Annotated in this window: 23 protein-coding genes and 6 pseudogenes; 9 read left to right on the top strand and 20 right to left on the bottom strand. The window is 63.5% G+C overall.

Translation table 11 applies throughout. The features are described from left to right. Positions 1–27: 27 nt before the first annotated feature. Positions 28–296, top strand: a pseudogene (locus ACIPUD_RS36050) (MFS transporter); the annotation flags it as partial. A 2-nt stretch (positions 297–298) separates the two neighbouring features. Here the strand turns inward: ACIPUD_RS36050 and ACIPUD_RS36045 are convergent. The 10 genes and pseudogenes from ACIPUD_RS36045 to ACIPUD_RS36000 all read right to left on the bottom strand — a co-directional run. After that, positions 299–472, bottom strand: a pseudogene (locus tag ACIPUD_RS36045) (type 2 isopentenyl-diphosphate Delta-isomerase); the annotation flags it as partial. 76 nt (positions 473–548) lie between these two features. Next, complete coding sequence (locus ACIPUD_RS36040; RefSeq protein ID WP_446482527.1) at positions 549–1,451, bottom strand: terpene synthase family protein; 903 nt, start codon at positions 1,449–1,451, stop codon at positions 549–551. Then, positions 1,448–3,001 (bottom strand): hypothetical protein, encoded by a 1,554-nt coding sequence (locus ACIPUD_RS36035; RefSeq protein ID WP_446482526.1) that lies wholly within the window; start codon positions 2,999–3,001, stop codon positions 1,448–1,450. The genes ACIPUD_RS36040 and ACIPUD_RS36035 overlap by 4 nt, the downstream gene beginning before the upstream one ends. Next, positions 2,998–3,240, bottom strand: coding sequence for a hypothetical protein (locus ACIPUD_RS36030; protein ID WP_446482525.1), 243 nt, complete (start codon positions 3,238–3,240; stop codon positions 2,998–3,000). Before ACIPUD_RS36030 ends, ACIPUD_RS36035 begins: the two co-directional genes overlap by 4 nt. A gap of 60 nt (positions 3,241–3,300) precedes the next feature. Further along, entirely contained in the window at positions 3,301–4,299 is a 999-nt protein-coding gene (locus tag ACIPUD_RS36025) for a polyprenyl synthetase family protein (RefSeq protein WP_446482561.1), read from the bottom strand. A 106-nt stretch (positions 4,300–4,405) separates the two neighbouring features. After that, the gene (locus tag ACIPUD_RS36020; RefSeq protein WP_377789645.1) at positions 4,406–5,749 is read right to left on the bottom strand and encodes a cytochrome P450; all 1,344 of its coding nucleotides are present in this window, start codon (positions 5,747–5,749) and stop codon (positions 4,406–4,408) included. Continuing rightward, a complete protein-coding gene (locus ACIPUD_RS36015) occupies positions 5,749–6,594 on the bottom strand; it encodes a glucose 1-dehydrogenase (protein ID WP_035974728.1) in 846 nt (281 codons plus the stop codon). The genes ACIPUD_RS36020 and ACIPUD_RS36015 overlap by 1 nt, the downstream gene beginning before the upstream one ends. Continuing rightward, positions 6,581–6,888: pseudogene (locus tag ACIPUD_RS36010) on the bottom strand (ferredoxin). Before ACIPUD_RS36010 ends, ACIPUD_RS36015 begins: the two are co-directional and overlap by 14 nt. 1 nt (position 6,889) lies before the next feature. Then, the gene (locus ACIPUD_RS36005; protein WP_446482524.1) at positions 6,890–8,179 is read right to left on the bottom strand and encodes a cytochrome P450; all 1,290 of its coding nucleotides are present in this window, start codon (positions 8,177–8,179) and stop codon (positions 6,890–6,892) included. Between the two features lie 94 nt (positions 8,180–8,273). Beyond that, complete coding sequence (locus ACIPUD_RS36000; RefSeq protein ID WP_446482523.1) at positions 8,274–9,476, bottom strand: cytochrome P450; 1,203 nt, start codon at positions 9,474–9,476, stop codon at positions 8,274–8,276. Positions 9,477–9,757: 281 nt separating this feature from the next. Here ACIPUD_RS36000 and ACIPUD_RS35995 point away from each other — a divergent pair, with 281 nt between their 5' ends. Further along, on the top strand, positions 9,758–10,093 hold the full coding sequence (locus ACIPUD_RS35995; protein ID WP_446482522.1) for a hypothetical protein: 336 nt from the start codon (positions 9,758–9,760) through the stop codon (positions 10,091–10,093). Between the two features lie 73 nt (positions 10,094–10,166). Here ACIPUD_RS35995 and ACIPUD_RS35990 read toward each other — a convergent pair whose 3' ends face one another. After that, entirely contained in the window at positions 10,167–11,366 is a 1,200-nt protein-coding gene (locus ACIPUD_RS35990; protein ID WP_446482521.1) for a cytochrome P450, read from the bottom strand. 127 nt (positions 11,367–11,493) lie between these two features. On the opposite strand from ACIPUD_RS35990, the gene ACIPUD_RS35985 reads away from it, so the two are divergent. From ACIPUD_RS35985 to ACIPUD_RS35970, 4 genes are all read left to right on the top strand, one after another. After that, a complete protein-coding gene (locus tag ACIPUD_RS35985) occupies positions 11,494–12,222 on the top strand; it encodes a TetR/AcrR family transcriptional regulator (protein WP_446482520.1) in 729 nt (242 codons plus the stop codon). Between the two features lie 992 nt (positions 12,223–13,214). After that, on the top strand, positions 13,215–13,403 hold the full coding sequence (locus ACIPUD_RS35980; protein ID WP_338014005.1) for a hypothetical protein: 189 nt from the start codon (positions 13,215–13,217) through the stop codon (positions 13,401–13,403). Between the two features lie 138 nt (positions 13,404–13,541). Continuing rightward, entirely contained in the window at positions 13,542–13,742 is a 201-nt protein-coding gene (locus ACIPUD_RS35975) for a hypothetical protein (RefSeq protein ID WP_377789780.1), read from the top strand. Between the two features lie 16 nt (positions 13,743–13,758). After that, positions 13,759–14,163 carry a hypothetical protein gene (locus tag ACIPUD_RS35970; RefSeq protein ID WP_377789655.1) on the top strand — a complete coding sequence of 135 codons (405 nt, stop codon included), beginning with the start codon at positions 13,759–13,761 and terminating at the stop codon, positions 14,161–14,163. A gap of 27 nt (positions 14,164–14,190) precedes the next feature. Here ACIPUD_RS35970 and ACIPUD_RS35965 read toward each other — a convergent pair whose 3' ends face one another. The 5 genes and pseudogenes from ACIPUD_RS35965 to ACIPUD_RS35945 form a co-directional block, all read right to left on the bottom strand. Next, complete coding sequence (locus ACIPUD_RS35965; protein WP_446482519.1) at positions 14,191–14,442, bottom strand: 4Fe-4S ferredoxin; 252 nt, start codon at positions 14,440–14,442, stop codon at positions 14,191–14,193. A 102-nt stretch (positions 14,443–14,544) separates the two neighbouring features. Then, positions 14,545–14,823, bottom strand: a complete 279-nt coding sequence (locus tag ACIPUD_RS35960) for a hypothetical protein (RefSeq protein WP_446482518.1) — start codon at positions 14,821–14,823, stop codon at positions 14,545–14,547. 195 nt (positions 14,824–15,018) lie between these two features. Next, positions 15,019–16,030: pseudogene (locus ACIPUD_RS35955) on the bottom strand (transketolase family protein). Beyond that, positions 16,027–16,878 carry a transketolase gene (locus ACIPUD_RS35950; RefSeq protein WP_446482517.1) on the bottom strand — a complete coding sequence of 284 codons (852 nt, stop codon included), beginning with the start codon at positions 16,876–16,878 and terminating at the stop codon, positions 16,027–16,029. Before ACIPUD_RS35950 ends, ACIPUD_RS35955 begins: the two are co-directional and overlap by 4 nt. Positions 16,879–16,902: 24 nt before the next feature. Further along, a complete protein-coding gene (locus ACIPUD_RS35945; protein ID WP_446482516.1) occupies positions 16,903–17,652 on the bottom strand; it encodes an SDR family NAD(P)-dependent oxidoreductase in 750 nt (249 codons plus the stop codon). Between the two features lie 110 nt (positions 17,653–17,762). On the opposite strand from ACIPUD_RS35945, the pseudogene ACIPUD_RS35940 reads away from it, so the two are divergent. Next, positions 17,763–18,660, top strand: a pseudogene (locus tag ACIPUD_RS35940) (LysR substrate-binding domain-containing protein). A 93-nt stretch (positions 18,661–18,753) separates the two neighbouring features. Here the strand turns inward: ACIPUD_RS35940 and ACIPUD_RS35935 are convergent. Beyond that, complete coding sequence (locus ACIPUD_RS35935) at positions 18,754–19,062, bottom strand: hypothetical protein (RefSeq protein WP_446482515.1); 309 nt, start codon at positions 19,060–19,062, stop codon at positions 18,754–18,756. A gap of 403 nt (positions 19,063–19,465) precedes the next feature. Between ACIPUD_RS35935 and pdxR the strand changes: the two genes are divergently transcribed. Continuing rightward, a complete protein-coding gene (gene pdxR, locus ACIPUD_RS35930) occupies positions 19,466–20,992 on the top strand; it encodes a MocR-like pyridoxine biosynthesis transcription factor PdxR (protein WP_446482514.1) in 1,527 nt (508 codons plus the stop codon). Positions 20,993–21,272: 280 nt separating this feature from the next. On the opposite strand, the gene ACIPUD_RS35925 is transcribed toward pdxR, so the two are convergent. After that, complete coding sequence (locus ACIPUD_RS35925) at positions 21,273–21,917, bottom strand: FMN-binding negative transcriptional regulator (RefSeq protein ID WP_446482560.1); 645 nt, start codon at positions 21,915–21,917, stop codon at positions 21,273–21,275. Between the two features lie 62 nt (positions 21,918–21,979). Then, entirely contained in the window at positions 21,980–22,198 is a 219-nt protein-coding gene (locus ACIPUD_RS35920) for a rubredoxin (protein WP_446482513.1), read from the bottom strand. A 953-nt stretch (positions 22,199–23,151) separates the two neighbouring features. Here ACIPUD_RS35920 and ACIPUD_RS35915 point away from each other — a divergent pair. Continuing rightward, a pseudogene (locus tag ACIPUD_RS35915) lies at positions 23,152–23,990 on the top strand (diaminopropionate ammonia-lyase); the annotation flags it as partial. Here ACIPUD_RS35915 and ACIPUD_RS35910 read toward each other — a convergent pair. Further along, a partial coding sequence (locus ACIPUD_RS35910; RefSeq protein WP_446482563.1) for a hypothetical protein occupies positions 23,883–24,116 on the bottom strand: 234 nt, incomplete at its 5' end. The pseudogene ACIPUD_RS35915 and the gene ACIPUD_RS35910 overlap by 108 nt on opposite strands.

The following is a 24,116-nucleotide window of genomic DNA, read 5'->3' as shown; positions in this document are numbered from 1 at the left end:
GGCGGGCCGCATCAATGGAGAGAGTCAATGTCGACATCCGTGAACGCAGGCGCTCGTCTTGCTCGACTGCCGGTCGGGCCATTCTATCGCCGCATCATACTGCTGATCGGCATAGGAACGTTTTTCGACGGTTTCGACATCTACATTGCCAATACCGTGCTGAGCCTGATGCTGAAGACGAGCTTTTCGACCCTAGCCCAGAATGCGGTCTTCATCTCCGCGACCTTCGTCGGCATGACGCTGGAAGGTTTGGTACCGGGTTTCTCGGTGACCGCTATAGAGTCCGCGTCGCGCATAATCTTGCCAGCAGCCAGGCGCAGCGCTCGATCTGCGCCTGGTCCAAGTCGGGCAATGCGCAGGGTTCGAAACCGATATACTTCCAGCCGCCGGCGAACGTGGCCTTCGCCGTTCGCCGATCCAGCACGATGTCCAGATAGTCGTCCGTGCACCGGCTCAGGGCGGTGTCGCTCACGCTCGCTCCGTCGGGCGACGGCGTTGCGTCGGATCGGAGCGACGGCAGCGGGCGCACGCCGCCGCGTCCCGCAAGTTCAGCCCGGCGCACGCTGGCCTGCCCCCGCGGCGTCGCTGCGGTAGCGGCTGGTCGAGGTCTGGTAGTACTGCGCGCGGATGGCCGCCATGGCCTCGATCAACGCTCCCCACGGCGCGGGAAAGCATTCTTCCGCCATCAGGTGGTGCAGCATGCGCGTATGGCCGGCCAGCTCGTCCTTGAGGAACTCCACCACAGGCATAGCCGGGTAGCACTGCAGCAGCAGGATCGCCGCGTTGTCGGCCTCGCCGGCCGAGCTGTCCTTGTCGCGTCCATGCAGATCGTTCTGCAGACGCCCTATCGCGGAGATGAGCCGCAGGACCTGGCGAAACGCCGGACGCGCGCGCAAGGTCTCCATGTCCAGCCCCCACAGCAAAGACAGGCAACAGAACACATTCGCGTAGGCGATCGAATCGATGCCGTTGTGCAGGTACTCGGCGTAGGACCAGCGTTCCGCCCCTGCCGCCCGCACGTGTCCGGCGCGCAGCGCCGCGCAGTAGCGCCGGGTATCGTCGAGAAGCTGAGCATAGTCGCGACGATCGTAGGCGAGTGCGGCCAGCGAGGTGCGCAGCACAGCGCAGCCCTCGAATCCGGGGAGCGCGCACGGCACGCCCTGCCCCAACGCCTGCTCCACAGCGGCGAGCTGCTCCGGCGCGATCAGGCCAACGTCGTTGCAATCGTCGAGCCAGAACAGCAGCGCCAGTTCGCGATAGAACGCCACGATCAGCGTTTCGTCTTGCGGATCGCGGCCGGTGCGGGCGCTGGTGTCGAGCAGGCTCGGATGGATGCGCTGCAGGATGTACTGGCCGCCCCTGACCGCTTCCATGGCATGCTCGTCGGCGAACCCGTTCAGGGAATGCCCCCACTCCAGCACCTGCTGCAGCGCGCGTTCGGTCTGGATCATGGTGCCGCTCCTCCTGCTCTCTCGGCCAGGGCGCGCCGCCCCCAATGAAGCGCCAGCCACAACCCAGCAAGTTCGGCCACACGCACGACCCGCGTGGGGCAATACAGTTCCTTACCGATCCACAGCGGCGTCTGCGGCAATGCGTGCGCCGCATGGCGGGCGAGCATCCACTCCAGCGCATGCGCCACCGCCTCCGCGATGCGCCGGCGCCCTGTCGGCTCTTCGCTCCCGTCCATCACATACAACGCGAACAGCGCATAGGCGGTTTCCTCGAATGTGGACGCGCGACCGGCGCCCCAGCCGCCGTCGTCGCGCTGCGCCTGCAGTAGCGCCGCCAGCGCGCGCTCGTCGCGCCACTGGGGGTTGCCTTGCGCCAGCGCAGCGATGGCATGCGCGGTGGGATACAGCCATGAAACGTGCCATTTTTCGTTGTCCCATAGACCGTGCGGGTTGCGATTGGCCTCGACATAGGCGCTGGTGCCGGCGGCGGGCTTTCCCAACAATCGCAACGCATGCAAGGCATGGATGTTGGTCGACACCGAGGCATTGCGCTCGCCGGGGAAGGTGACGAACAGCTCGCCGATTTCGAAATGGCGCAAGGCATCGACCGCAGGCTCGCGGCCTGCCAGGCGCAGGACACACAACGCAATGGCGGTGTCGTCCGCATCGGCTGCGAAGTGCAAGGCCGGGCCGAGACCGCGCACGCCCAGGCGGGCATCGAGCTGCGCGACGATCGCGCGCACCGCCTCAGTGAGCGCGGGATGCGCGAACAACCCGGCCAGATGCAGGGTGTACAGCGACCAGCATGGTTCGAACACATTGATCGGCCAGACGTTGGGAACAACACCTTCGATGCCGCTGCGCGTCGCCTTCGATGCCGCCTTTAGATACGCGTCCGCGCGCCCGACCTGCGGCGTGCTCCCCTGTGTCAGGACGTGCGCACGCCACGCGGCGGTCGCCGCCGGACTGATGCCGATGCTGCCGTCGTCGTCCGGGCATGCGGTGGTCGGCGAGGTCCCCCAGGCTTCCCAGGAGTGCAGCAACGGATGGCCGCTCGGCAACGTCGCCACCGCCGCCAGCTTGGCCAGGCACGCTTGCCGCAACGGCAACAGCGCCGGGTGGCGCGGGAACGCCACGCCGCCCAGCAAGGATGCGGCCTCGCAGCAAAATTGCGGCAGGATCAGCTCCGCGCCGATCGGCGCGTCTTCCGGCACCGCATGCGCGTAGGGATCGGGCTGGCGTTCGAGGAACCGTGTTGCAGCCTGGACTGCGTCGGCAGCGGCGCGAAGAGGATCGGCACGCTGCAATGCCAGCAACGCCGCCCACGTGGGCGCATGGCGGAACAGCGGGAAGTCCGCGCTTCCCCATCCGCCATCGGCCTGTTGCTGCGAGATGAGCCACGCGTAGGCGTCCTGCCGACCGGTGACGTTGCCGTGGAATTGCAGAGCTCGCGCGGTGTCGTAGACGGACGGACCGACGCTGCCGCCGTCGCTCATCTCGCTCAGCAGGTGGCGCAATTCGGAAAGGATATGTTCGGACTGCGCGTTCACGCGGGATCTTCCTTCTGCAGACGGTTGACGAGAACCAGGATCGGGCAGACGCCGCGCACGTCGCCGCAGGTCCGTCGCGGCCCGGCCGATGGGCAGCGCCGGACGGCCGCACTGCTCTGGCGCGGCGACTTGCCACCGACGCTGGCGCCGGTCCGCCGCATAGGCTTGGCCGCAGCGCGCCGCGGCCGTGCAGGGCAACCGCTGCGATCGGCGCCGCGGACTCGGACACGGTGCAGCATGCACCGCTACCGCCGGCCGATCGCAGCGGCACAGGGGCGACTTCATGCGCACGGGCGCGCTCATGCGCATGGCGCGTGCTTGAACAGGTGCGCGTTGGCCCGCTGCAGCATCTGCCCCAACCGTTCCGCACGCGGCCCCAGCGGGACGATGGCCTCTCCGGCGTCGCGTAGTAGATCGAACGCGAACTGGCGCGCAGCCTGCAACCCCATGATCGACGCGCAGGTCGGCTTCTGCGCCGCCGCGTCCTTGCCGGGGGTCTTGCCGAGCGTCGCGGTATCCGCTGTCGCATCGAGAATGTCATCGACCACCTGCAACGCCAGGCCGAAACAGGCGCTGTAGCGATCGAGCGCACAGTACAGCGCAGCGTGCGCGGCATCCTCCGCGATGGCGCATAGCGCGCCCATGCGAACGGACGCGCGCACTAGCGCTCCGCTCTTCATCCGGTGCATCGCGACGATCCTGTCCAGCTCGACGTGCTTTCCGACCAGCGACAGATCGATGGCCTGCCCGCCTGCGGCACCCTCGGCGGACACCGCCCGCGCCAGTTCGCGCACGAGCGCGATAGGATTGTCGCCCGGCGCATCCAGGCTCGCCAGGGTCAGGAAGGCGTGCGCCTGCAGCGCGTCGCCGACCAGGATCCCGGTGGCTTCGCCGAACTCGACGTGCACGGTCGGAAGGCCGCGGCGAAGCACGTCATTGTCCATCGCGGGCAGGTCGTCGTGGACCAGGGTACAGGCGTGCATCATCTCGATGGCGGCGCCGACGTCGTCGAGCATGTGCGCCGGCGTGTCGGCCAGTGCGCCGGCGGCCAGACAGAGCAAGGCGCGGGTGCGCTTCCCGCCATGCAAGGTGGCGTAGCGCATCGCCGCCATCAGCTCGGTCTCACCGTTGTCTTCGGCGCAGAGAAGGCGCGCGAGCGCTTGTTCGACCCGCTTTGCACCGTCGTGCATCCAGATCTCCGGCAGCAGCCTGTCGGAAGCGCCGCGCGTCTGCGCGCCCAATCCGCCGAGCCCGGAAACGCCAGTTCGGTCGTCGTGTAGCGTGGAACCGGTCTGCATGCTGTTCATGTCCTTGTATCTGACAGGAGACGGCCACGGCGAGCGGCGGGCCGCCGCGGTGTTGCCGGTGTCGCTGCCTCGCCATACGGGCGCAAGCGATGCCAGCTCATGAGAATCCGATGCGGATTTTCATGGACGGATGTGCGGTCGGGTAATAGCGCCGGCCTTTTTCGGCGCTGCTCAACAACCGCGGCCGCACCCCGGCCTTGTGCATGGTCAGCGCCAAGGCGATGCAGAACTGCACCAGTTCGAGCCATACCAGGTGGTAGCCGATGCAGACGTGTGGGCCGGTACCGAACTGCAGCATGTCCACCGGCCGGATCGGCTCCGTGCGTTGCAGCCACCGCGCCAGGCGGAACTGATCAGGCGCCTCGTGCAGCAGCGCCGAGGTCGAGAAATGCAGCAGCGGGATGCACAGATGGGTGCCCGCGGGAATGCGCCGTTGGCCGAGTTGCAATTCCTGCAGCGCCCGCCGCGGCAGGAGCGTGGTCGTCGGATGCACGCGCAGCGTCTCGCGGAACAGGGCCTCGGCGACTGGACACTGCGCCAGGTCCGCGTGCCGGGTCGGCACCGCGCCCACGCGTTGCGCCTCCTCGACCAGGGCGTCCCACAGCACAGGCTGCCGCGCCAGCTCGATCACCATCCAGGCCATCGTCGAGGCGGTGGTGTCGTGACCGGCAAGCAGCAGCAATCGGATATTGGCGACCAGGACGTCATCAGAGAGCGCATCGTCGCTGCGATCGAAGGCGCTCACCATGTCGTTGATCAACCCGGTGCGCGCGGCATGCGCGCGCGCGTCGCGGACGAACTGGCGCAACTGCGCGTCGATCCAGTCGCGGGCGGCGCGGCCGCGCCGCAAGGGCAGACCGGGCAGGTCGACCGGGGGCGCGACGATCAACTGCAGCAGTTGCCGGTACTTGCGATGCCATCCCGGCAAGTCCTGCGCGGGGATACCCATGAGGCTGAAGATGAGCTTGAGCATCAGGTCGCCGGTTTCGCGCAGGATGGTTACGTCGCCGCGGTCACGCCACGCCTGCACCCGCGCCCAGATGACGGGCGCGAACAGGTCGCCGATGCCGGCCTGAGTCAGCCCTTTGGGCAGGAACGCCGCCTTGATCGCATCGCGCGCCTGCCGGTGCGCGCCGCCGTCCTGGGCGACCAACGTTCCGCCAAGTAACTCGGGCGCGATCTCTTCGATCAGCGCCGAGGACACGTCCTTGTGCCGGAGCAGTGCAAACGCATCCGGATCCACGCACGTCATCAGGTGTCCGGCAGGGCCGAAATCCAGCCAGAAGTGGCTGCCCAGCATCCGTTCCGCGCGCCCCAGCAGGCGCGGCAGGTCGCAGACGATGGCGGGAAGATGCCCGACCAGGGGGAAAGCGCCGGGCACGACCGGGATGTCGTACCGCAGCCGGTGCCGACGAGCCAGGGGGTTGAGCAGCATGTCCATCAGCAGCGCGGCGCCGCAGGCGCTTCGGCGGTGTTGCCGGCAGGCCGCGCGGCGCGGCTGTTGCCACCGTCGGCGTACGTCGGCACATGCGCCAGCATGCCGCCGTCAATGCACACGACCTGGCCGGTGATGAACGCAGCATCCTCGGAAAGCAGGAACGCCACCAGCGCGGCCACGTCCTCGGGACGGCCGACGCGCGGCAGGAGCTGGTGCCGGCGCAGATGCCGCTGCATGCGCTCGTCCAGCTTGGCGAGGAGACGCTCGGTCATGATGAGACCCGGCGCAACCGCGTTGCAGCGGATCTGCGCATGACCGTACTGGGTGGCGAGCGAGGCCGATAGCATGTTCATCGCCGCCTTCGACGCGGCGTAGGACGTCTGCGCGGTGTCACCGCTGAGCCCCTGGCACGACGACATGTTGACGATGGCGCCGCCGCCGCGGGCGATCATCCGTGGGATGGCCTGCCGGCAGCAGAGCAGGCTACCGCGCAGATTGGTCGCCATGGTCTGATCCCAGACCGCCAGGTCCAAGTCGAGGATCGCTCGGTCGCGCGGGGTCAGATGCATGGCGCTCGCGTTGTTCACCAGCAGGTCGACCCCACCGAAGTGCCGCTCCGCCGTCTCGAACAGCGCTGCCACCGCCTGCGCATCGGCGATGTCCATCGCCAGCGCCAGCGCGTGGCCCGCTTCGGCCGCGATCTGCGCGGTGCAGGCGATGGCCGCCGAGCCATCAATGTCGGCCACCACCACTCTGCCGCCCTCGCGCGCGATGGCTAGGGCGCATGCCTTGCCGATGCCGGCGCCAGCGCCGGTCACCACGGCCACCTTGCCTTCAAACCGTCCGATCGTGTCCTCGTGGATTGCGTTGGTCTTTCGCGGCCTGCCGCTCGGCCTCGCCGGAGAAGGCGCGGGGTCGGCGGTGGCGCGCTCGTCATCGCCAGCGTCGCTTTCGATGACCCGAATGGCGGCGACCGGGCACTGGCTGGCCGCGAGCCGCACGGCGGCGTGCAGCACCTGCGGGACCGTCGCCACGCACACTTCGGCCACGCCGTCCGGTTCGCGCTGGCGAAAGGTGCCCGGCAGCGTCAGCACGCACTGCCCGGTGGTTCCGCACAGATCCTGGTCGACCACGACGCGCATCTCAGCCACCGTGCTCATGCAGCCGCACCGGCAGCGCGCGGAATGTCCTAAGGAACGCGGAGGGCTCCCGGGTGGGCTGCTCGGCCAATGCCAGCGTGGGGAAGCGCGCCTGGATCCGCGGCAGGCTCTCGGCCAACTGCACCCGGGCCAGTTGCGCACCGAGGCAGAAGTGGATACCGTGGCCGAAGCTCAGCATGATCTTCCCGTCGGTCGACATGCCAGGACTGGTGCCGTAGAACCGCGCGGGATCGAAGCGGTCGGGGTCGGCGAAGGCGTCCGGGTCGCGATTGCCGGCCGCGATCAGCACCCGCACGTCCGCGTTCTTCGGGATCACCACGCCGCCTAGTTCGATGTCGCGCTGGGCGATACGCGGAATGGAGCTGAACATGGCGGGCGCGTCGCAGCGCAGGACTTCTTCGACGAATGCCTTCACCCCCGCGGCGTCTCCCTGCAGCCAGTGCCGCTGTTCGGGATACGCCAGCATCGCCAGGACCGCATGGTCGATGGTCGCGGCAGTGGTGGCGAAGCCGCCCAGCAGCATGCCCCACAGCATGCTGATCAACTCCGCATCCGACAGCGTGTCGGCATCGTGCTCGTGTGCGCCGACCAGCATCGACACGATGTCGTGGCGGGGATCGGTGCGCTTGCCCTCTATGAGGTCGCCGAAGTAGGCCTGCACGCTGGCGCTGGCCGCGTCCGCCGCGGCGAGCTGGGGATCGCTGGCGTGCGGGCTTAGGCCTTCCAGAATGGCGCCGATGCCGGCGGCGAGCCCGAACATGTCGTCTCGGGGCATGCCGAACAGTTCGGCGAAGATTAGCATGGGCAAGGCCAGCGCGAATTCCCGATGCAGGTCCACCGCCTCCCCGCGCTCCAGCGCGGGCGCCATGCCGTCCAGGCGCGCTGCGACGATGCGCGCGATGCTCGGCCGCAGGTCGTCGATCTGGCGCATGGTGAAATCGCGCGAGATCAGCCGGCGCAGACGCGTATGCGTCGGTGGGTCCTTCATCGCTAGCGTGGACGCCAGCAGATTGAGCGACAGGCTGGTCGCCGCGCGCGGGAAATAGCGCGCCAGTTCGCCGGGCGCCGGTCCCCGAAACGCATCCCCCGTGGCCTTGAGCGCCCAGTAGATGTCGGCGTGGCGGCTCAACAGAAAGAGACCCGACGCCGCGCGATGCACCGGATCGTGCTCGCGCAACCATCGCAGGAACGGATACGGGTCGTCGATGCACGCTGGCGAAGCCAGTTCGGCGAAGGCGTCCCGGCATGCTGCTGTGGTTTCTTGCACGTCCATCTTGCTTAACTGTTGGCTGGCTGATCTGAACGGCGCGCGCCAGGCGCGCCGGCAAATTGCGGAGAAGATCGCGATTCCCGGGGGAGTCCGCGCATCACCAGAGCACCGGCAGCTCTTCGAACCCGCCAGTGATGATCTCCTTGCGCAACTTCAGTTCTTCGGGCGCCACGGCCAGGCGCAGCGCGGGAAAGCGCTGGAAGATCGAACCGAACACCACTTTGAGTTCCAGCCTGGCCAGCGCCATGCCGAGGCAGTAGTGCGGACCGTAGGAGAACGCTAGGTGCGGATTTTCGTCGCGCCCGATATCGAAGATTTCCGGATCGTCGAAATGGCGCGGATCGAACGACGTCGCCGGCAGTCCGACCAGCACCTTGCTCTCCGCGGGAATATGCACGCCCGCGATGGTCACCTCGGTCCTCGGATAGCGCATGATGCCGTCCCAGCCCACGCCCACCGGGTACATGCGCAGGATTTCCTCCACCGCCGTGTCCACCAGGGATGGATCGCCGACCAGGCGTTCGCGCTGTTGCGGATGGCGGAACATGGCCAGCAGGCCGAATTCGATCTGCGCGACGGTGCTCTCGTGCCCCGCCACCAGCATGCCCGCGGCCAGGCCGATCGCCTCTTCCTCGGTCGCCTTGCCCTGGTCGACCGCCGCGAGCAAATCCGTCAGCAGGTTGTCGCCCGGATCCTGGCGCTTGTCCCGCATCTTTCCACGAATGTAGGCGCGCAGTTCTTCCCAGGCCAGGCGCGACGCGCTGCGCGGGCCGCTTTCATGCTGGTGCGTCATTACCTCGTCGGAGAGCCCGGCGAAAAACGCGTGATCCTCGTAGAGCACGCCCATCAACGCAGTGATGACCATGGCCGGAAGCGGAAAGGAGAGGTGGCGCCGCAGGTCGGCGGGCTGGGGCTGGGCCGCCAGCGTCTCGAACAACTGCGCGGCGATCGCCTCGACCTGCTGCGCGAGCAGCTTCACCCTGCGGTCGCTGAAGGCCGGCGCCACGATCGTGCGTAACCGGGCATGCTCGCCCCCCTCGTGCGAGACGAGCCACCCCGGCGAACCGAGAATTACCGAATCCGGGGTGAATGCCGCCGGCGGCATTCCCGCGGGCCGGAACGCCGCGTCGGACAGCACCGCCTTGGCCTCGTCGTAGCCTGTCACCCACCAGCCTTCGTGCCCCGACGGGAAGCGCACGCGGTGGATCGGACCGTTGGCGCGTAGCGCCAACATCTTGGGCGAGGGCTCGATGTGATCGACGCGCCACATCGGCAGCGTCGGCAAGGGTTGTTCGGACATGGTGACACTTCAGTCTCTACGCGATGGAAGGGCGGAAGGTGACCGGCAGGCGCTGCGGGCTTCACGTGCGCTTGCGTTCACTTCTGTTCGTCGATGATAATCGGCGGGGAAGGCGGCCGGACCCTAGGGCCTCAAAGTGTCTTTAGCCAACTACCGAATCTTGTAGTGGCGTCCTAAACTAAACGCCTGGTGGCGCAAAAAACATGCGGAAAACTCTGTCTCCACGCGCTGCAATACGGAAACCTATTTCCAATGCGTATCCGCCTATGTTGGTTGGCTACATGCGCGTGTCGTCGGACTCCGAGCGCCAGAGCACGGACTCGCAACGCGATGCGCTGCTCGCCGCCGGCGTTGATCTGATGACCGGCCTGGGGTTCGCCACGACGACGAAGATGGCGCATTTCGCGAGACTTGATAGAGGGCCCGCGATTTTCGATGAAAACGTCAGCAAGGCGATCCTTGATCCTTCGGGCCCTTGGGGAAGCTCGTTTACAAGAACAAGATCCCTTCTCGGCTCAACGAACTTCCATGCGAAAGGCGTGCTGAACTATAGCAACTACGTCGAGGAAGCAGCGGGGCTTGCACGGCGTCACAACACAACCCTTTCGGGACAATAAGCTCGCAAAGGAAGCAGGTCCTTCAGCCGTCCTGACGCGCAATGACAGCCGCTGCAAAGAGCCCGGGCTGGCGCTATTTCGTCGTAACGCGTACCGGCAGTGAGCTGAGGGCCCGCAATCCGCTGCTGTCGCGGTATACCGGCTCGCCCGTTGTCTCGATTGATGCGACGCTCGCCGCCAAGGCCGCCAGAACGGCTTCGCCTTCGAGCCGCGCGATCATCTGCCCCACGCAGCCGTGGATCCCGGTGCCGAAGCCGATATGCCCTGAAACGCGCCGGGTGATGTCGAACTGGTCGGGCCGTTCCCACCGCGTTTCGTCGCGATTTGCCGAACCAATCAGCAGTAACAGTTTCTCGTGCTTACCGATCGGCACCCCTGCGATCTCGGTTTCATGCGGTGTGGTCCGGAAGACGTAAGGTGCGGCGGAATCATAGCGCAGGCTCTCATCGAATGCCGCGCGCGCCAGCGAAGGATTGGCAGCCAGTACGGCCCACTGCTCCGGATGACGGGTCAAACTAAAGAGAGCCATGCCTATGGCACTGATTGTCGTATCCAGCCCCGCCGAGAGAAAGGACCGAACGAGCAGAGGCGCTTCGTCCTGGGTGATTTCGCCGCTATCTGCAGCCTCGTAGACCTGCGCGCCAAAACTGCCGGGAGCCAATGCCTCCCGTTGGCATTTTGCGGCGACCCAGGGCAAGACTTGAGGTGACTGGGCCATGAGAGTTCGAAAGTAGTCGTTCTCGGGCCCCATGCCGGCAAAGACCATTGCGCCGTAGGTCAGAAAATTTTCGCGGCCTTCGTTGTCGATGCCCAGGGCGTCCGGAAATACGGTCACCGGAAATACTTCGGCAAGATCGCGGACTGCGTCGAACGATCTCTTTTCGATCAATTCATTGACCAGCGCGACAGCCTTGGCCTTGAAGCCGTTCTCGAGGCCCCGCATCGCACCCGGCGACATGATCCGCGCCAGCACCTTTCGGGTGCGTGTATGTAGCGGCGGGTCAGCTTCAAGGACAATGCCCGGCGGACGCCACGGCTTCTCCTTGAAATAATTGACGATGCCGGCACCACCGGCATTACTGAAGTTCAGATGGTCCGCAAAGACCGCCTTGATCTCGGCAAAACGCGGCACGGCGAAGATGCCGTACTTCTCAAGGCGGACGATGGGCGCCTTCGCGCGAAGCGCGGCATAGGCCGGATAGGGGTCGATGCGAGTGTCCCAGGCGAACGGATCAAAATCGCTGCAGGCGTACTCCAGTGCCGATGCTGCCACCGCTTCCCTCCCACTGTCGTTTCGTGTAGTTAATTGACTATAGTCATTTATAATGAGAGTTGGCAAGCCCACGAATCGAAGGGCGTTTTTGCCATGTAGCTGCAGGAGACCCCAGGCGGAGATTCGGATGTCGGTCGAGAGATCAGGAAACCCTAAGGCGATGCGGCGCTTTCAGAAGCGCGCGCGCCAACAAGCTGACAAGCAAGCGTTGCAGGCTCGAATCCTTGAAACAGCGCGAAAGCAATTCGCGAGCGGCACGCTCGAAACGGTTTCGATCCAGAAGATTGCCGATGCGCTCGATTACTCGAAGGGCACGGTTCTCAAATACTTTCCGACCAAGATCCTGCTACTGATGGCAGTGAAGGAGAGGAATCTCGAGGAAATGGCGGATCGGCTCGAACAAGTCCGCGCGCTCCAATCCAGCGGCGAGGCCCGGCTGCGGCGCGTCATGCAGGCCTATATCGATTATTGGGTCGACAATCCCGATCATTTTCGATCGCTCTATTCGATGGCCGGCACGGTCGAGGACAGGCGTTTTCCCGACGGGGTTTATTTCGGGCAAACTGAGATCGCACGAAAGGGATACGGGCTCTTTGTGACCTCGATCGCGGAGTATCTTTCCGAATTGGGCGTGGAGGCGACGCCAGGGCTGACGGAGCGCCTAGCGACCGCCCTGCTATCGGCGGCGCATGGGGTGATCTCGTTGCCACTGGGAACACCAACGATGAAATGGCCGGACATTCGCGGCAACGGGCGATTGGTCCTCGGCAGTCTCATCGACGCTTGGTCGGTGAAGATCAAAGCCGCTCGGCGGACAAAGACCTGGCCGAGAATTTCCATTGGTGATTTTCGTTAGCTCGGCAGCACCGGCTTGATGGCAGCCGTACGAACACCCCGTAACGCTCGTGCGCCTGGACGCGCCGCTCACGCAGAAGTTCTTCCAGCTTTCCGCTCTCAATCAACCGCATCACAGCCTCGGAGCAACAAACCAGGCACAGGCGTGCAGGAGGAGCTCAGTTTGAGCGATGTAGGCCGGCGGGACTGTTCGTCCCGAGCCTGAAGGCTGGCGCAAGGCATTTGGAGTAGGACGTGATTTAGAAGGAGCGGGCCGGCACCAATGAGGCGATCGGCACAGGACGCTCGGGGAAGAAAAAGCCGTAAAACGTCATCCTCTATGATGGCGAGATCGGGCTCCTCCGCGGCTTCATCGATGCGCGGCCGCGGTCAAGACTCATCGTGCGAGCCGTGGGGCTCTGCAACGTCGGCAGGCAATAGAGCACTCGCGCTGGGACGCCCGGCAGGCTTTTTCAGCGCCTCAGGTGGTCGCCATCGGACAGCCGGCCGTCAGCGATGTCCCGCTCCAGAGCGCTGACCAGGGCGAGCTAGCGCGGCCCCTCGGACGCGAGTTTCCGCGGCCGGCGCGTATCTGCAGGAAACCTGGCGCCGCAAACGGCCAGTACGTCATCACGCCGCAGATGAGCCCCGGCTTCGTGGAGGCACTCGCTGTCAGCAAATCCCACGGCATCGGTCCGGCGAGTTGCGCCAAGATGAATGCTCTCGGGCTGTACACTGCCTCGACCTCCGCAATCAGTCGCTCGACTCTGCAAGCCAATTCGGCAAGGCCGGCGCGTAATACTACTGGATATCGAGGGGCATTGATCACCGCGAGGTCCGCGCGAACCGGATCCGGAAGTCGGTTGGTGCGGAGAACACGTCCTCAACCGATCTTTAGCGCTTTCGACGCAATGGCCTCCGAGTTGGGCCCGCTGATCGAGAAGGTCTGGCGGCACTGGGAGGACAAGGACCGCGCAGGCCCGGACCGTCCGGCTGAAGGCTCAAGTCAACGATTTGGACATCATCACGCGCAGCAGGTCCAGGCCGATCGCGATTTCGAACCACCGCGAGCTCGAACACTTCTCGATCGCGCTGCTTGAAAACGAGATGCCTGCTCGACAGCCGGTTCGGCTTCTTGGAGAATCGTTGTCCTCGCCCACGGTGAGGGGCAGGCTGAGCCGCGACTCGGCCTGGCCGATTTGAGAGGCGCAGTTTCGAGCAGGATTTCGGGAGGGGAGCAAGCCCAGGTCGTGTGCAGTGCGGCAGAGTTCATAGTTCACATTAGTGGATCCCAAAATGGAAAGACTTGCGGTAGGATTGGGCTTTCCAAGGGGCGTACCCATGTTTGAACAAGCTACAACCGCTCTATTGCGAGCGGTACTTGACGAGGTCTGCGAAAAGCTACCCCGCGACGAGACGGGCGCTCGCACCCATGTCGCGTGCAAGATCCTCGAAGCTGCAAAGACCGGCGAAACGACACCGGACGAGCTGCGGCAGATTGGCCGGAAAGCCCTGACACAAGCGCCGAAGATGTGGCGTTGATCAGGCGAGGTGCGCAGTGAATTTGCAGGTCACGGTCTTAAAGATCCTGGTGAGTTACCCCGAGGGATTCGCCGTGATGGCGGACCTCAAGCGCGACATGGCCATCTTGGCGACCAGCGGCCCGGAATGGGCCGAGCGCACCAAGCGGATGGCGACGCGCGTACCCGGGCTCGACATTTTTTCGGACGGCCTCGTCGAGCGTCAAAACGGCGGCTGGAGGATTACTGTGAAGGGACGAGCCGTGCTCGAATCCATGGAGGCGCGCCGGACCGAACACGAACCGGTGGAGAAGGTGCCAGTGGAAACGGCCGGGCCACCAGTGCCATCCTTGCCGCTGCCGGCAGAGCGAGCGAAGCGCCGACGCGAACGGCGCCAGCGTCGCCGCGAAGCCCGCGAACGCGCGCGAGCGCATGCATCTTAAGTAGGCAGGGCGCGGCGGCAGCCCAACTTATTGGCCAAAAAGTAGATAGCTCCGGTCGATGCCGCGCCCATCCCGCGTCTCGTCGGCCCAGCCGGCAGCTCGGCGATAGCTGCCGATCGCCGCGGTCCGCTTCAGTGTCTTGACGACGACGGGCTGGTTCTCATCCGCGAAAAGGGAGACCCAAAGCGCATCCTCGGGACAATGAAAGCTCGCAAAACGAAGCATGTCGTCGTGACGGGCAATGACCGGAATTCCATAGGTGCCGAGTTTGCCGTCCATCGCCTTCCATACGCTGTCGTAATCGGCGAATGCGAAGGGTGTTCACGATGCCCGCGCTCGGCACCAAGGGTGGCAAGGATCGAGGACGATTAGTTGAAGAACTCACGCCGTTGCGTACCTGGTCGGGAGTTCGGTGTCGGAGCCGAGCTGATTGGCCGGAAACAGCCTGATCTCCAGCCGGCCGCTCGTCGCTTCGCGGATACGGTCGATCGCCTCTTGGGCCCGGATATTCACGGGGTGGGTCGGATCCTGCCCGGTCGCAAACTTGTGAACGAACTCGGCTGCAGAAGCCGGACGAGTAAGAATCCCGCAGAGAGGTACGGCCGTGGCTGCCATCAATAGCGTACGGCGGCTCATCCTTCCGGGCTTCGAGACAATCATGTTTCCTCCTGATCCTGCATTGACGTTGGTGCCGACAGCATCAGCCTGCGCTGGCGTGCAGCTTTCGCGACTCTTGGTTCACCGGCTCTCGACCGCCGGCATGTAGGCAAGCCAAGCCATCGCTCGCCGCCGCAACATGCGACGGGCGTAGCTCCTCACAAGGGCTTGGCTGGATTGGCGCTTAGCGCCGGTGCACTAAAGCCACTGTTTGATCTGCCTTGCGACCTCTGCGGTGGAAATCCCGTAACGGTCGTGCAGTGTCGGAAGTGCGCCAGCGTCAAGGAATTCGTCCGGCAATGCGATCTGGCGGAAACGCGGATGAACGCCTGAACGCATCAGAACCGCGGCAATTGCCTCGCCAAGGCCGCCAATCGACGTGTGGTTCTCGGCAACGACGACAAGACGGCCCGATTTGCCGGCTTCACGCAAGATCGTCTCAATGTCGAGCGGCTTGATGGTGGGAACATGCAGCACCGCAATGTCGATGCTGTCGCCCTTCAAGGTTTGCGCCGCCTCGAGCGCACGCATGGTCATGATGCCGGATGAGATGACCAGGGCGTCCTTCCCGTCACGAATCAGCTTGGCCCTGCCGAGCTCGAATTTGTAATCATATTCGTCGAGCACGAGCGGCACCTCGCCGCGCAGCAGGCGGGTGTAGACAGGCCCGTGATGGACCGCGATGGCGGGCACCAACTGCTCGATTTCGTGAGCATCGCAGGGATCGATGACCGTCATATTCGGCATCGCGCGAAACAGGGCGACATCTTCTGCGGCCTGATGGCTCGGGCCATAGCCCGAGGTCAGCCCCGGCAGCGCGCAGACGAATCTTCACGTTGCGATCTTCCTCCGCGATCGTCTGGTGTATGAAGTCGTAAGCCCGTCGCGATGCGAACACCGCGTAAGTGGTCGCGAACGGCATGAAGCCTTCGGCGGCAAGGCCCGACGCTGCGCCGAACAGAAGCTGCTCGGCCATGCCCATCTGATAATAACGGTCCGGAAATTCCTTCGCGAAGATGTGCAGGTCGGTGTATTTGCCGAGATCGGCCGTCATGCCGACCACCTCAGGGCGGTTGCGGGCGAGCTCGACGAGCGCATGTCCAAAGGGCGCCGGTTTCGTCTTCTGTCCCTCAGAAGCGATCGATGCGATCATGGCGGAGGTGGTAAGGCGCGGCTTGCCCGGCTGCGGTGCTGATCTGATGGTCCTCATGCCTGCCTCCCCGCTTCCAGCGCCGCAAGCGCGAGCTGCCATTCGTGCTGCTCGACGCGGATGAAATGATTCTTCTCGCGCTGCTCCAGGAAAGGAACGCCCTTCCCCATCAGAGTGTCGTCGACGATCATCCGCGGCTTGGGCTCGGGATGGGACTTGGCGGCGTCGAACGCGGCAAGTACGGCATCGAGATCGTTGCCGTCGATCCGCTGCACGAACCAGCCGAAGGCCTGAAGCTTGTCGACTAGCGGCTCGAAGGCCATAACCTGCGTGGAAGGACCATCCGCCTGCTGATTGTTGACGTCGACGATGCCGATCAGATTGTCGAGCTTGTAGTGGCCTGCCGACTGGATCGCTTCCCAGACGGAGCCTTCGTCGAGTTCGCCTTCGGAAAACAACGTGTATACCCGTGCCTCGGATTTTTTGCGCTTGAGTCCTAGGCTCATGCCGACGGCAATGCTCAGCCCAAGTCCGAGCGATCCGCCCGACATTTCCACTCCGGGCGTGTAGGAGGCAATGCCCGACATTGGCAGGCGGCTTTCGTCGCTGCCATAGGTTTCGAGTTCTTCCTCCGGGACAATTCCCGCTTCGATCAAAGCTGCGTAGAGTGCGATGGCATAATGTCCGTTGGAGAGCAGAAAGCGGTCCCGGCAGTCCCATGACGGATCTTCAGGCCGGTAACGCATGGCGTGGAAGTAGGCCACGGCGAGAACATCGGATATGTCCAGCGCCTGCGCGATATAACCCTGCCCCTGGACTTCGCCCATGCGCAACGCATTGCGGCGTATATTGTAGGCGCGGTCCGCCAGCTTGGGCACGTTGATAAGCACATTGGTGGGCGTTTCCATCGATCTGGACCTTATCTCGCTGGCTCAGTGGATAAGCATGCCGCCGTTGACGTCGATCACGGCACCCGTGACGTAGGCAGATAGATCGGAGGCTAGGAAGGTGTAGATACCGGCAACGTCTTCTGCCGTGCCGAGGCGATTGAGCGGAATGCCTTCCAGAATTTTCGCTCTCATTTCATCGTTCAGCTTGCCTGCCGTAATATCCGTGCCGATCAGGCCGGGCGTGACGCAGTTGACGCGAATCCGATCAGGGCCGAACTCCCGCGCCATCGCCTTGGCGAGGCCAAGGACCCCTGCTTTCGCAGCCGAGTAGTGTGGGCCGCCGAAAATGCCACCACCGCGCTGGGCCGAGACGGACGACATGCATGCGATCGACCCGGACTTTCGTGCGCGCATATGCGGGATCACCGCCTGCGACAGAAACAGGATACCCTTGAGATTGACGTCCTGAATTCGATCCCAATCGGCCGGCGAAATGTCCGGGAACTTGACCGGCTGGGTGATCCCGGCATTGTTGATCAGGATATCGATGCGTGCGAAGGTTTCGATTACGCGGGCGACTGCCTGTTCGCAGAACGATTTGTCGGCGACGTTGCACGCCAGTCCAATGTGGGACTTTCCAAGCGATGCCGCAGCGTCCGCCGCGGCGCCGGCGTCGATATCCAGAATGGCCACCCGAGCGCCCTCGGCGGCGAATCGCCGGGCGGTTGCGAGCCCGATCCCCCGCGGCGAGGCCGCGCCCGAAATGATTGCCGTCTTGCCGCTGAGCAGCATCAATTCCTCCCGCAAATTGTTCTTCCTTGCTGGATTCAGGAATGACCTGCGGAGGCCGTCCGTACAAACGCACAGTTGTCACGGATTGATGAATCTGGTTCACTTATCGGATGCTCTCGAAGATCCCGATATCCTCAATTCGTGCCTTTGAAGCCGCAGCCCGGACCGGATCGTTTCGCGATGCGGCGAATGAGCTTCATCTGACGCCGAGCGCCGTCAGTCACGCGATCCGGAAGCTGGAGGCCACGCTTCGGACCGTTCTGTTCGATCGCAGTGCGCGCTCTGTGCGGCTCACGCCTGCCGGCGAAAATCTGATGCGTCACACCGGGGCGGCGTTCGATCAGCTCCGCCGCGGCCTTGAGGAAGTCGCCGCGCGCGGATCGCAACTTGTGCGCGTCCACTCCGCCCCAAGCTTTGCTGCGCAATGGCTGGCACCACGGCTCGCACAGTTTCTTGCTGCGTACCCGAAGCTCGAGGTTCGATTGGCCGCAAGCACGGATTATGCGCGCTTCAGCAACGATGATTTCGATATCGATATCGTCTACGGTCCGCCGCGCGCGGAAGGCGTCGAGATTGTTCCTCTACCAGAGGAGACGGTCACGCCGCTCTGCTCTCCCCCGCTCGCAAAATCGATAAGGAAAGCCGCTGATCTGCTCGATCAGACGCTCATCCGCTCAGACGTGAAGCAAGTGCAGTGGCATCAATGGTTCGCCGCGAACGGATTGGAAGCCCCCCGCGCTCCACGGCATGAGGTTCGATCGGAGCTTTCTTGCGATTGCGACCGCTGCGGAGGGATTGGGAGTGGCGTTGGAATCAACCCTCCTGGCCGAGCGTGAACTGGCCAATGGGCGATTGGTTGCCCCATTGGCGGGACGGGCGAACGATATCAGTTACGCCGGTCACCGTCTCATCTATCCGCGCGCCAGCCGACAAAGATCGGCCGTACGAGCGTTTGCAGACTGGCTGCTGGCGCAACTCGACGGCGAACACGCCCGCTCCTCGCGATGAACTGCAGGTCTGGCTGGAGCTTGGTTCAGCAAACCTCTGCTTGGCGCCGAACAGCAACCTTCGCCGCCGGGGCGTCCGCGCCTGCGGAGAACCTCAGATCATGCATTCCTCATTGGTCTGGCAGCGAGCTATCGCTGATGCTCGCCGATCCATCTCTACAAGGCGATCATCGATGTAGCGCCTGAGCGCCGCAGCCGCCTTCAACATATAGACACGCATTGAGATCACTTCCCACACGTCACGGCTCGCGCGCGCCTGCAAACCGTTGCAAGAGGCGCTCGACGCCAGCAGGCGCGAGCCGATCGCAAGCCCGCGGATTCTGCTCGCAGGAGGCGACGGCGAGCGCATCTTCTGCCCAAGCGATGCAACAGTGAAGCTCGCTTGCCAGATCGCGCGCCTCATCGACTGGTCGGCGACCCTGGAGGCCCTGGCAGAGCTGGGGGGTCAGCAGGGGTGCTGGACCTCGATCCGGGACATGCGCTCGCCGAATTGATGCAGGCCTTTCCGGACGTCCGCTGCTACGCGGCCGATGGATTTCACACTTTCGATGGGCTTCGAAACTGGATAGCCTCTCAACAACGAAGATGCTCAGCCCTTGATTCAACGAGGCGATCTTCCACGGCCCTCGGGCCGGCCTACCTAAGTCATGGGGAGATGGTAGCTGACCCGCAAGGCCATCGCTGCTCGGGGGTTGGGATTTCAAAGCCGAGCGGTAGAGCGGTATGTGACGATTTCTTTCAATGACTCACACAGTTGGTCTATTCTGGACTTCAAAGTACGAGCGGACAGGTAGACCAGAACGGCAATGGCAAGGCGCCGAAACATCATCGCAATTCCCTCGCTGGGCTCTCTCGACAAGACCGCAGGCCGGCTCGGACAACAACTCACGCAGGTACTTCGCGAGGCGATATCAAACGGGATGTTGAAGCCGGGCGAACGGCTGCCGTCCACTCGCGCCCTCGCTGCATCGCTCCAACTCGCGAGGGGTACGGTCATCGAGGCGTTTGGTCAGCTACATGCGGAAGGCTACCTCGAGGCGCGCGTCAGAGGCGGCACGATCGTCGCCAACGTCAACGGCGATAGCGAACTCGTGAGCCCAGCGCAGGCATTCATTGAGCCGCCGCGGATCGGCCCTGTGTTGGCGGAGAACGTCGCCCGTCTTGCAGAGGTCGCGCAAACTCTTCGACCCCAAGGGACGACGCCATTTGCAATCGCTCAGCCGGCAGGCGCGGTCGCCCCGGATGACAAGTGGCGCCGCCTCGGTAATCGCGTCCGAGCGCTGCGCGTGGCTGCCCCGTCGGGATACCCGAAAGGATTGCTTGATTTGCGGCTCGCGATTACTGACTACGTTCGTAAGGCCCGTGGAGTGAAATGCGAGCCCGGCCAGGTCGTGATCACGGCAGGTACGCAGCAGGGTCTTTTTCTGGCTGCAACCGTTCTTCTTGCGGACGGAGACGCAGTTTGGGCGGAAGACCCCGCCTATCCCGGTATTGTCGCGGTTCTCGGAAACTTCAACGTCCAGACCTCTCGGATTCCCGTCGACGCGCAGGGCATCGACGTCCACGAAGGTCTCGTCCGATGCCCGAAGGCTCGGGTCGCGTTCGTTACGCCATCGCATCAATATCCGCTCGGCATGCCGATGAGCATGGCGAGACGCACGGCTCTGCTGTCCTGGACCCGTCAAAACAATGCCTGGATTGTCGAGGACGATTACGACAGCGAACTTCGCTACGCGGGACATCCATTTCCGTCCCTGCAGGGACTCGATCCTACACGTGTCGTCTACCTCGGCACGATGAGCAAGGTGCTGTTTTCCTCCATGCGGATCGGATACGCCATCGTTCCCCTTCCGCTGGTGGATGCGTTCGCGGGCGCCCGTGCTCCTATTGACCGCCATTCTCCGACAGCCGATCAATATGTGCTCGCGCAATATATGCGCGAGGGCTATTTCGAAGCTCACATACGGCGCATCCGGGGCGCTTACGCAGAACGGCGCGCGGCCCTGATCTCCGCCATTAAGACAGAGCTGCCGTCCTGGACAGCGCTCCAACCAAGCGACCAAGGTATGCACCTGGTGCTTTGGCTTCCTGCCGGCCTCGACGACGTCAAGCTTGCCGAGCAAGCACACAAGGCCGGGCTGGTTGTGCGACCGATCTCGCCCATGTACCAAGATGCGCCTGCTCGGTTCGGTCTAATGCTCGGCTTCGGCGGCTTTTCCGTCGCGGACTTGCAGGCGGCCGCAGTCCGCCTGAAAGGTGTCCTTGAGGCATCGGTCCGCGCGAACAGAAATGCCAAACTGTCCAAGCGCCCACGGATGGAAACTGCCAGATAATATCTGGATGGCCGCGCTCAGGTCTCTTTCGCGGCAATCGGCGCTCGCCGCGAACTTGAACATTGGGTTGGGGTGCTCCGCAGCGCGCCGGGAAGAACGCGCACTGATCTCCAGTTTTTGACTCCAACCACAGCTTTCGCCAGGGCAGACGATCGTAGGGCAAATGAGATTCTTCCATGCTTGCGCAGGGCCGCCGATGGATTTGGCCCCGCCATACCCGAGGATTACAAGTAGGTGCTGCGCCCACGATTTCTGCGAGCATGTCGCTCCGTCGGATGAGTCAGGCCTGCTCCGCTTTGGCCACAGCGGCGGCCAGCATTGCATCGCCGATCACATCCTTGCCCTGGGCCTTGAGCGCGTTCCCTGCACCGAGAATGTCCCGAACCTCCTTATTCTGACTAAGCTTCGACTTGCCAACGAGCCGTGTGATCTCGATCTCGATTCCGACGATCATCTTGAGCATCATGTCGATGTAGTCCTTGGGGCTGTCAGTCATCTTCCAAGGATCGGCCTGCTTCGCCTCATGGATGCGCGTCAGCCGCGCGACCATGCCGCGAACGTAACGCTCATCGTCGCGGATCGTCACGCGTCCGTACACATGAGCCACCATATAGTTCCAGGACGGGACCTGCTTCTTGAACTCGACCTTGCTCGGATACCAGTTCGGCGCGATGTAGGCGTCCCCGGCGCGGAATACGATCAGCACCTCGTTCCCCGTGGCGATATCCTGCCAAATGGGATTTGCGCGAGCCACATGTGAATGAAGCACGCCCTGCTGCCCTTCCTTCGCGTGCAACTCGAAAGGTAGGTGATTTACGTCGAGCCCGCTCTTCCCGTTGGTAAAGAGGATGCCGAGAGGATTTTTGTTGATGAGATCGTGAAGCGCCTCGGGGCGCGACTCGGCGAAATGTGGGGGGACGTACATGCTAGCTCCCTGGCAATTGATGAATGCCGCGCACGCTGCTCGCAGCATCAACGGGATTTCGTTCAGACCTCGGTCATCTGGAATTCACTCTTGTCTGCGCCGCAATCGGGGCAGATCCACTCGTCGGGGACGTCTTCCCAGCGAGTGCCCGGCGGAATGCCCTCGTCCGGCCATCCCTCCCGCTCGTTGTAAACAACCCCGCAGAGCGCGCACATCCAAGTCTTGTAAACCGGTGCGCCGATCGCTGTTTCAGAGTGCAGGTGAGCGCTTTCATTGCTCATCTCGGGTCTCCTATGCTGTGGAGCATTCATGAGACGGATGTAGGCCAGAACTGGTTCATTCCATAGAGCCAGTCTGCCGCATTCTTGCTGTACCAGATTGACGTCCTCTGGTTTTGGTCAAGGCCGTGAACCCGGTAGTAGGAAGATCTCTCAGAGAAGAAGTGCATTCCTTCTTCGAGCAGCCGAAACTGGTCATCCGACTGTTGGACAGCCATGACCGCGAAGCCTTTGGTCCCTCAGCCACGCGCCGCCGCTTTCATCGGCGCAAAGGCCTGCGAGGCGTCGGCTGTGCGTTCCATCACTTCCGATAAGAGCGCAAATGAGCCAGAACCGTCCAGCAGCCGGCCGGCGGCGTTACAAATGGCTTTGCGGCGAGCCACGCGGCCGCTGCAGTCCTGAGCTTTCTGCAATTGCACTCAGGCGTGAAACGGGTCTAGCCATCATGCACGAAGATTGGCGCCACACGCCTTGCCATCGGAGGTCCTTGCTTCACCGTGCAACGGGATCACGACCAGCGTCGATGCTGGTTCGACTTCGGCCGCGCTTTGGCCGTCCGGGCCGGCAGAACATGAAGGCACGCATCAACCGGCCGGGAGCAAGGCCCGCCACTGCAATCCAACGCGCTTGCCTCTGCTGCCTTTTGCTCTCGTGCTGCTGGATCTGGGTACGTGATGAGGACCGAGTTCGTGTCCACGGCCTAGAAATCGTCATCCTTCCTCGTGCTCGAAACGAGGAGTGCAGCCGGGAACGGGTGAGCGATGGCCGCAACGCCCTCCTGCCGGATCTTCAAACATCAGGCATCACCCGCCCGATCCTGAGCACCGTCAGGGTCGTCATCGAGAGCGGCCTCCCATTTCTTGCGGATTAGCGAGAAGGCGTGACATCGCTGGCATTGCCGCTAGTGTTTCGGCAAGCGCATCGCCGCGATGCTTAGATCTGCGCTAACTCGAACGATGTTGCTTCTTAACCATCGCACTGACCACCGGGCGCCTTTGGATAGTGCGGATGCCAACATACTGAGTCGCGAAGCTGCGTGCGAGGTGGAGCGGTTTCTTAGATATCGCAATGGCCACAAGGAAACAGCACTGATTTCTTTGCCGGGCCTCGCCAACGAGATTGGCGTGGGCTCGGTCCAAGTCAACGACGAGGGTCACCGGCTCGGCCTTGGCAGTTTCAAGGCTTTGGGCGGCTCCTATGCCGTCATCCGGCTCGTCTTAGAAGCAGCAACTCCGCGCCTCGGCAGGGCTGTTGACATCTCGGAGCTTCACGCACCTGAGGTGAAGGCCGTAGCACGGGGGATGACGGTATCCTGCGCCAACGGACGGCAATCATGGCAGGTCCGTAGCGCACGGCGCTCAGCTAGTGGGGGCGAACTGCGCTATATTCATTCACTCGGGCGTCAGCAATCAGAGTAGCGCCAATCGTCTGACATGGCGCGCAGATGATCCGCGTCAGCGCCGACTCCGTTGCCGAAGCATCCTGAGTTGCCGCAGAGAACGGCTGGATCACGGTGTCTGACACGTCCCGGCCGGGCTACGAACGTATTCCTGGTCTGGTAATGCAGGGATATACCGCGCTCCTGACTGAAGCACTACGACAGTTGCCCGAACCTCCGACCCACGTCTTCGTCCAGACAGGAGTCGGTGGACTTGCCGCAGCCGTAGCCGGACATTTTTCGGTGTTGTTAGGTGATAATCGCCCGTTCTTCACGGTTGTCGATCCATCGCGCGCAGCGTGCCTGTTTGAAAGCGCTCGAACCTGGCATCGCGTCAAGGTAGCTCATGGGCAGCCTGCGGATTCCGATCGATGTCGCCCAGGATTCCGAGATGATCTCGCCCACCATTCCGATTTGAAGTCGCCCACCCGTTCCGAAATGATGTCGCCCACCATTCCGGGATGATGTCGCCCGGGTGACGAG

The organism is Bradyrhizobium sp. CAR08, assembly GCF_052871955.1.
The sequence above is the reverse complement of the archived record's forward strand: the minus strand, read 5'-3'. Positions and strand labels throughout refer to the sequence as shown.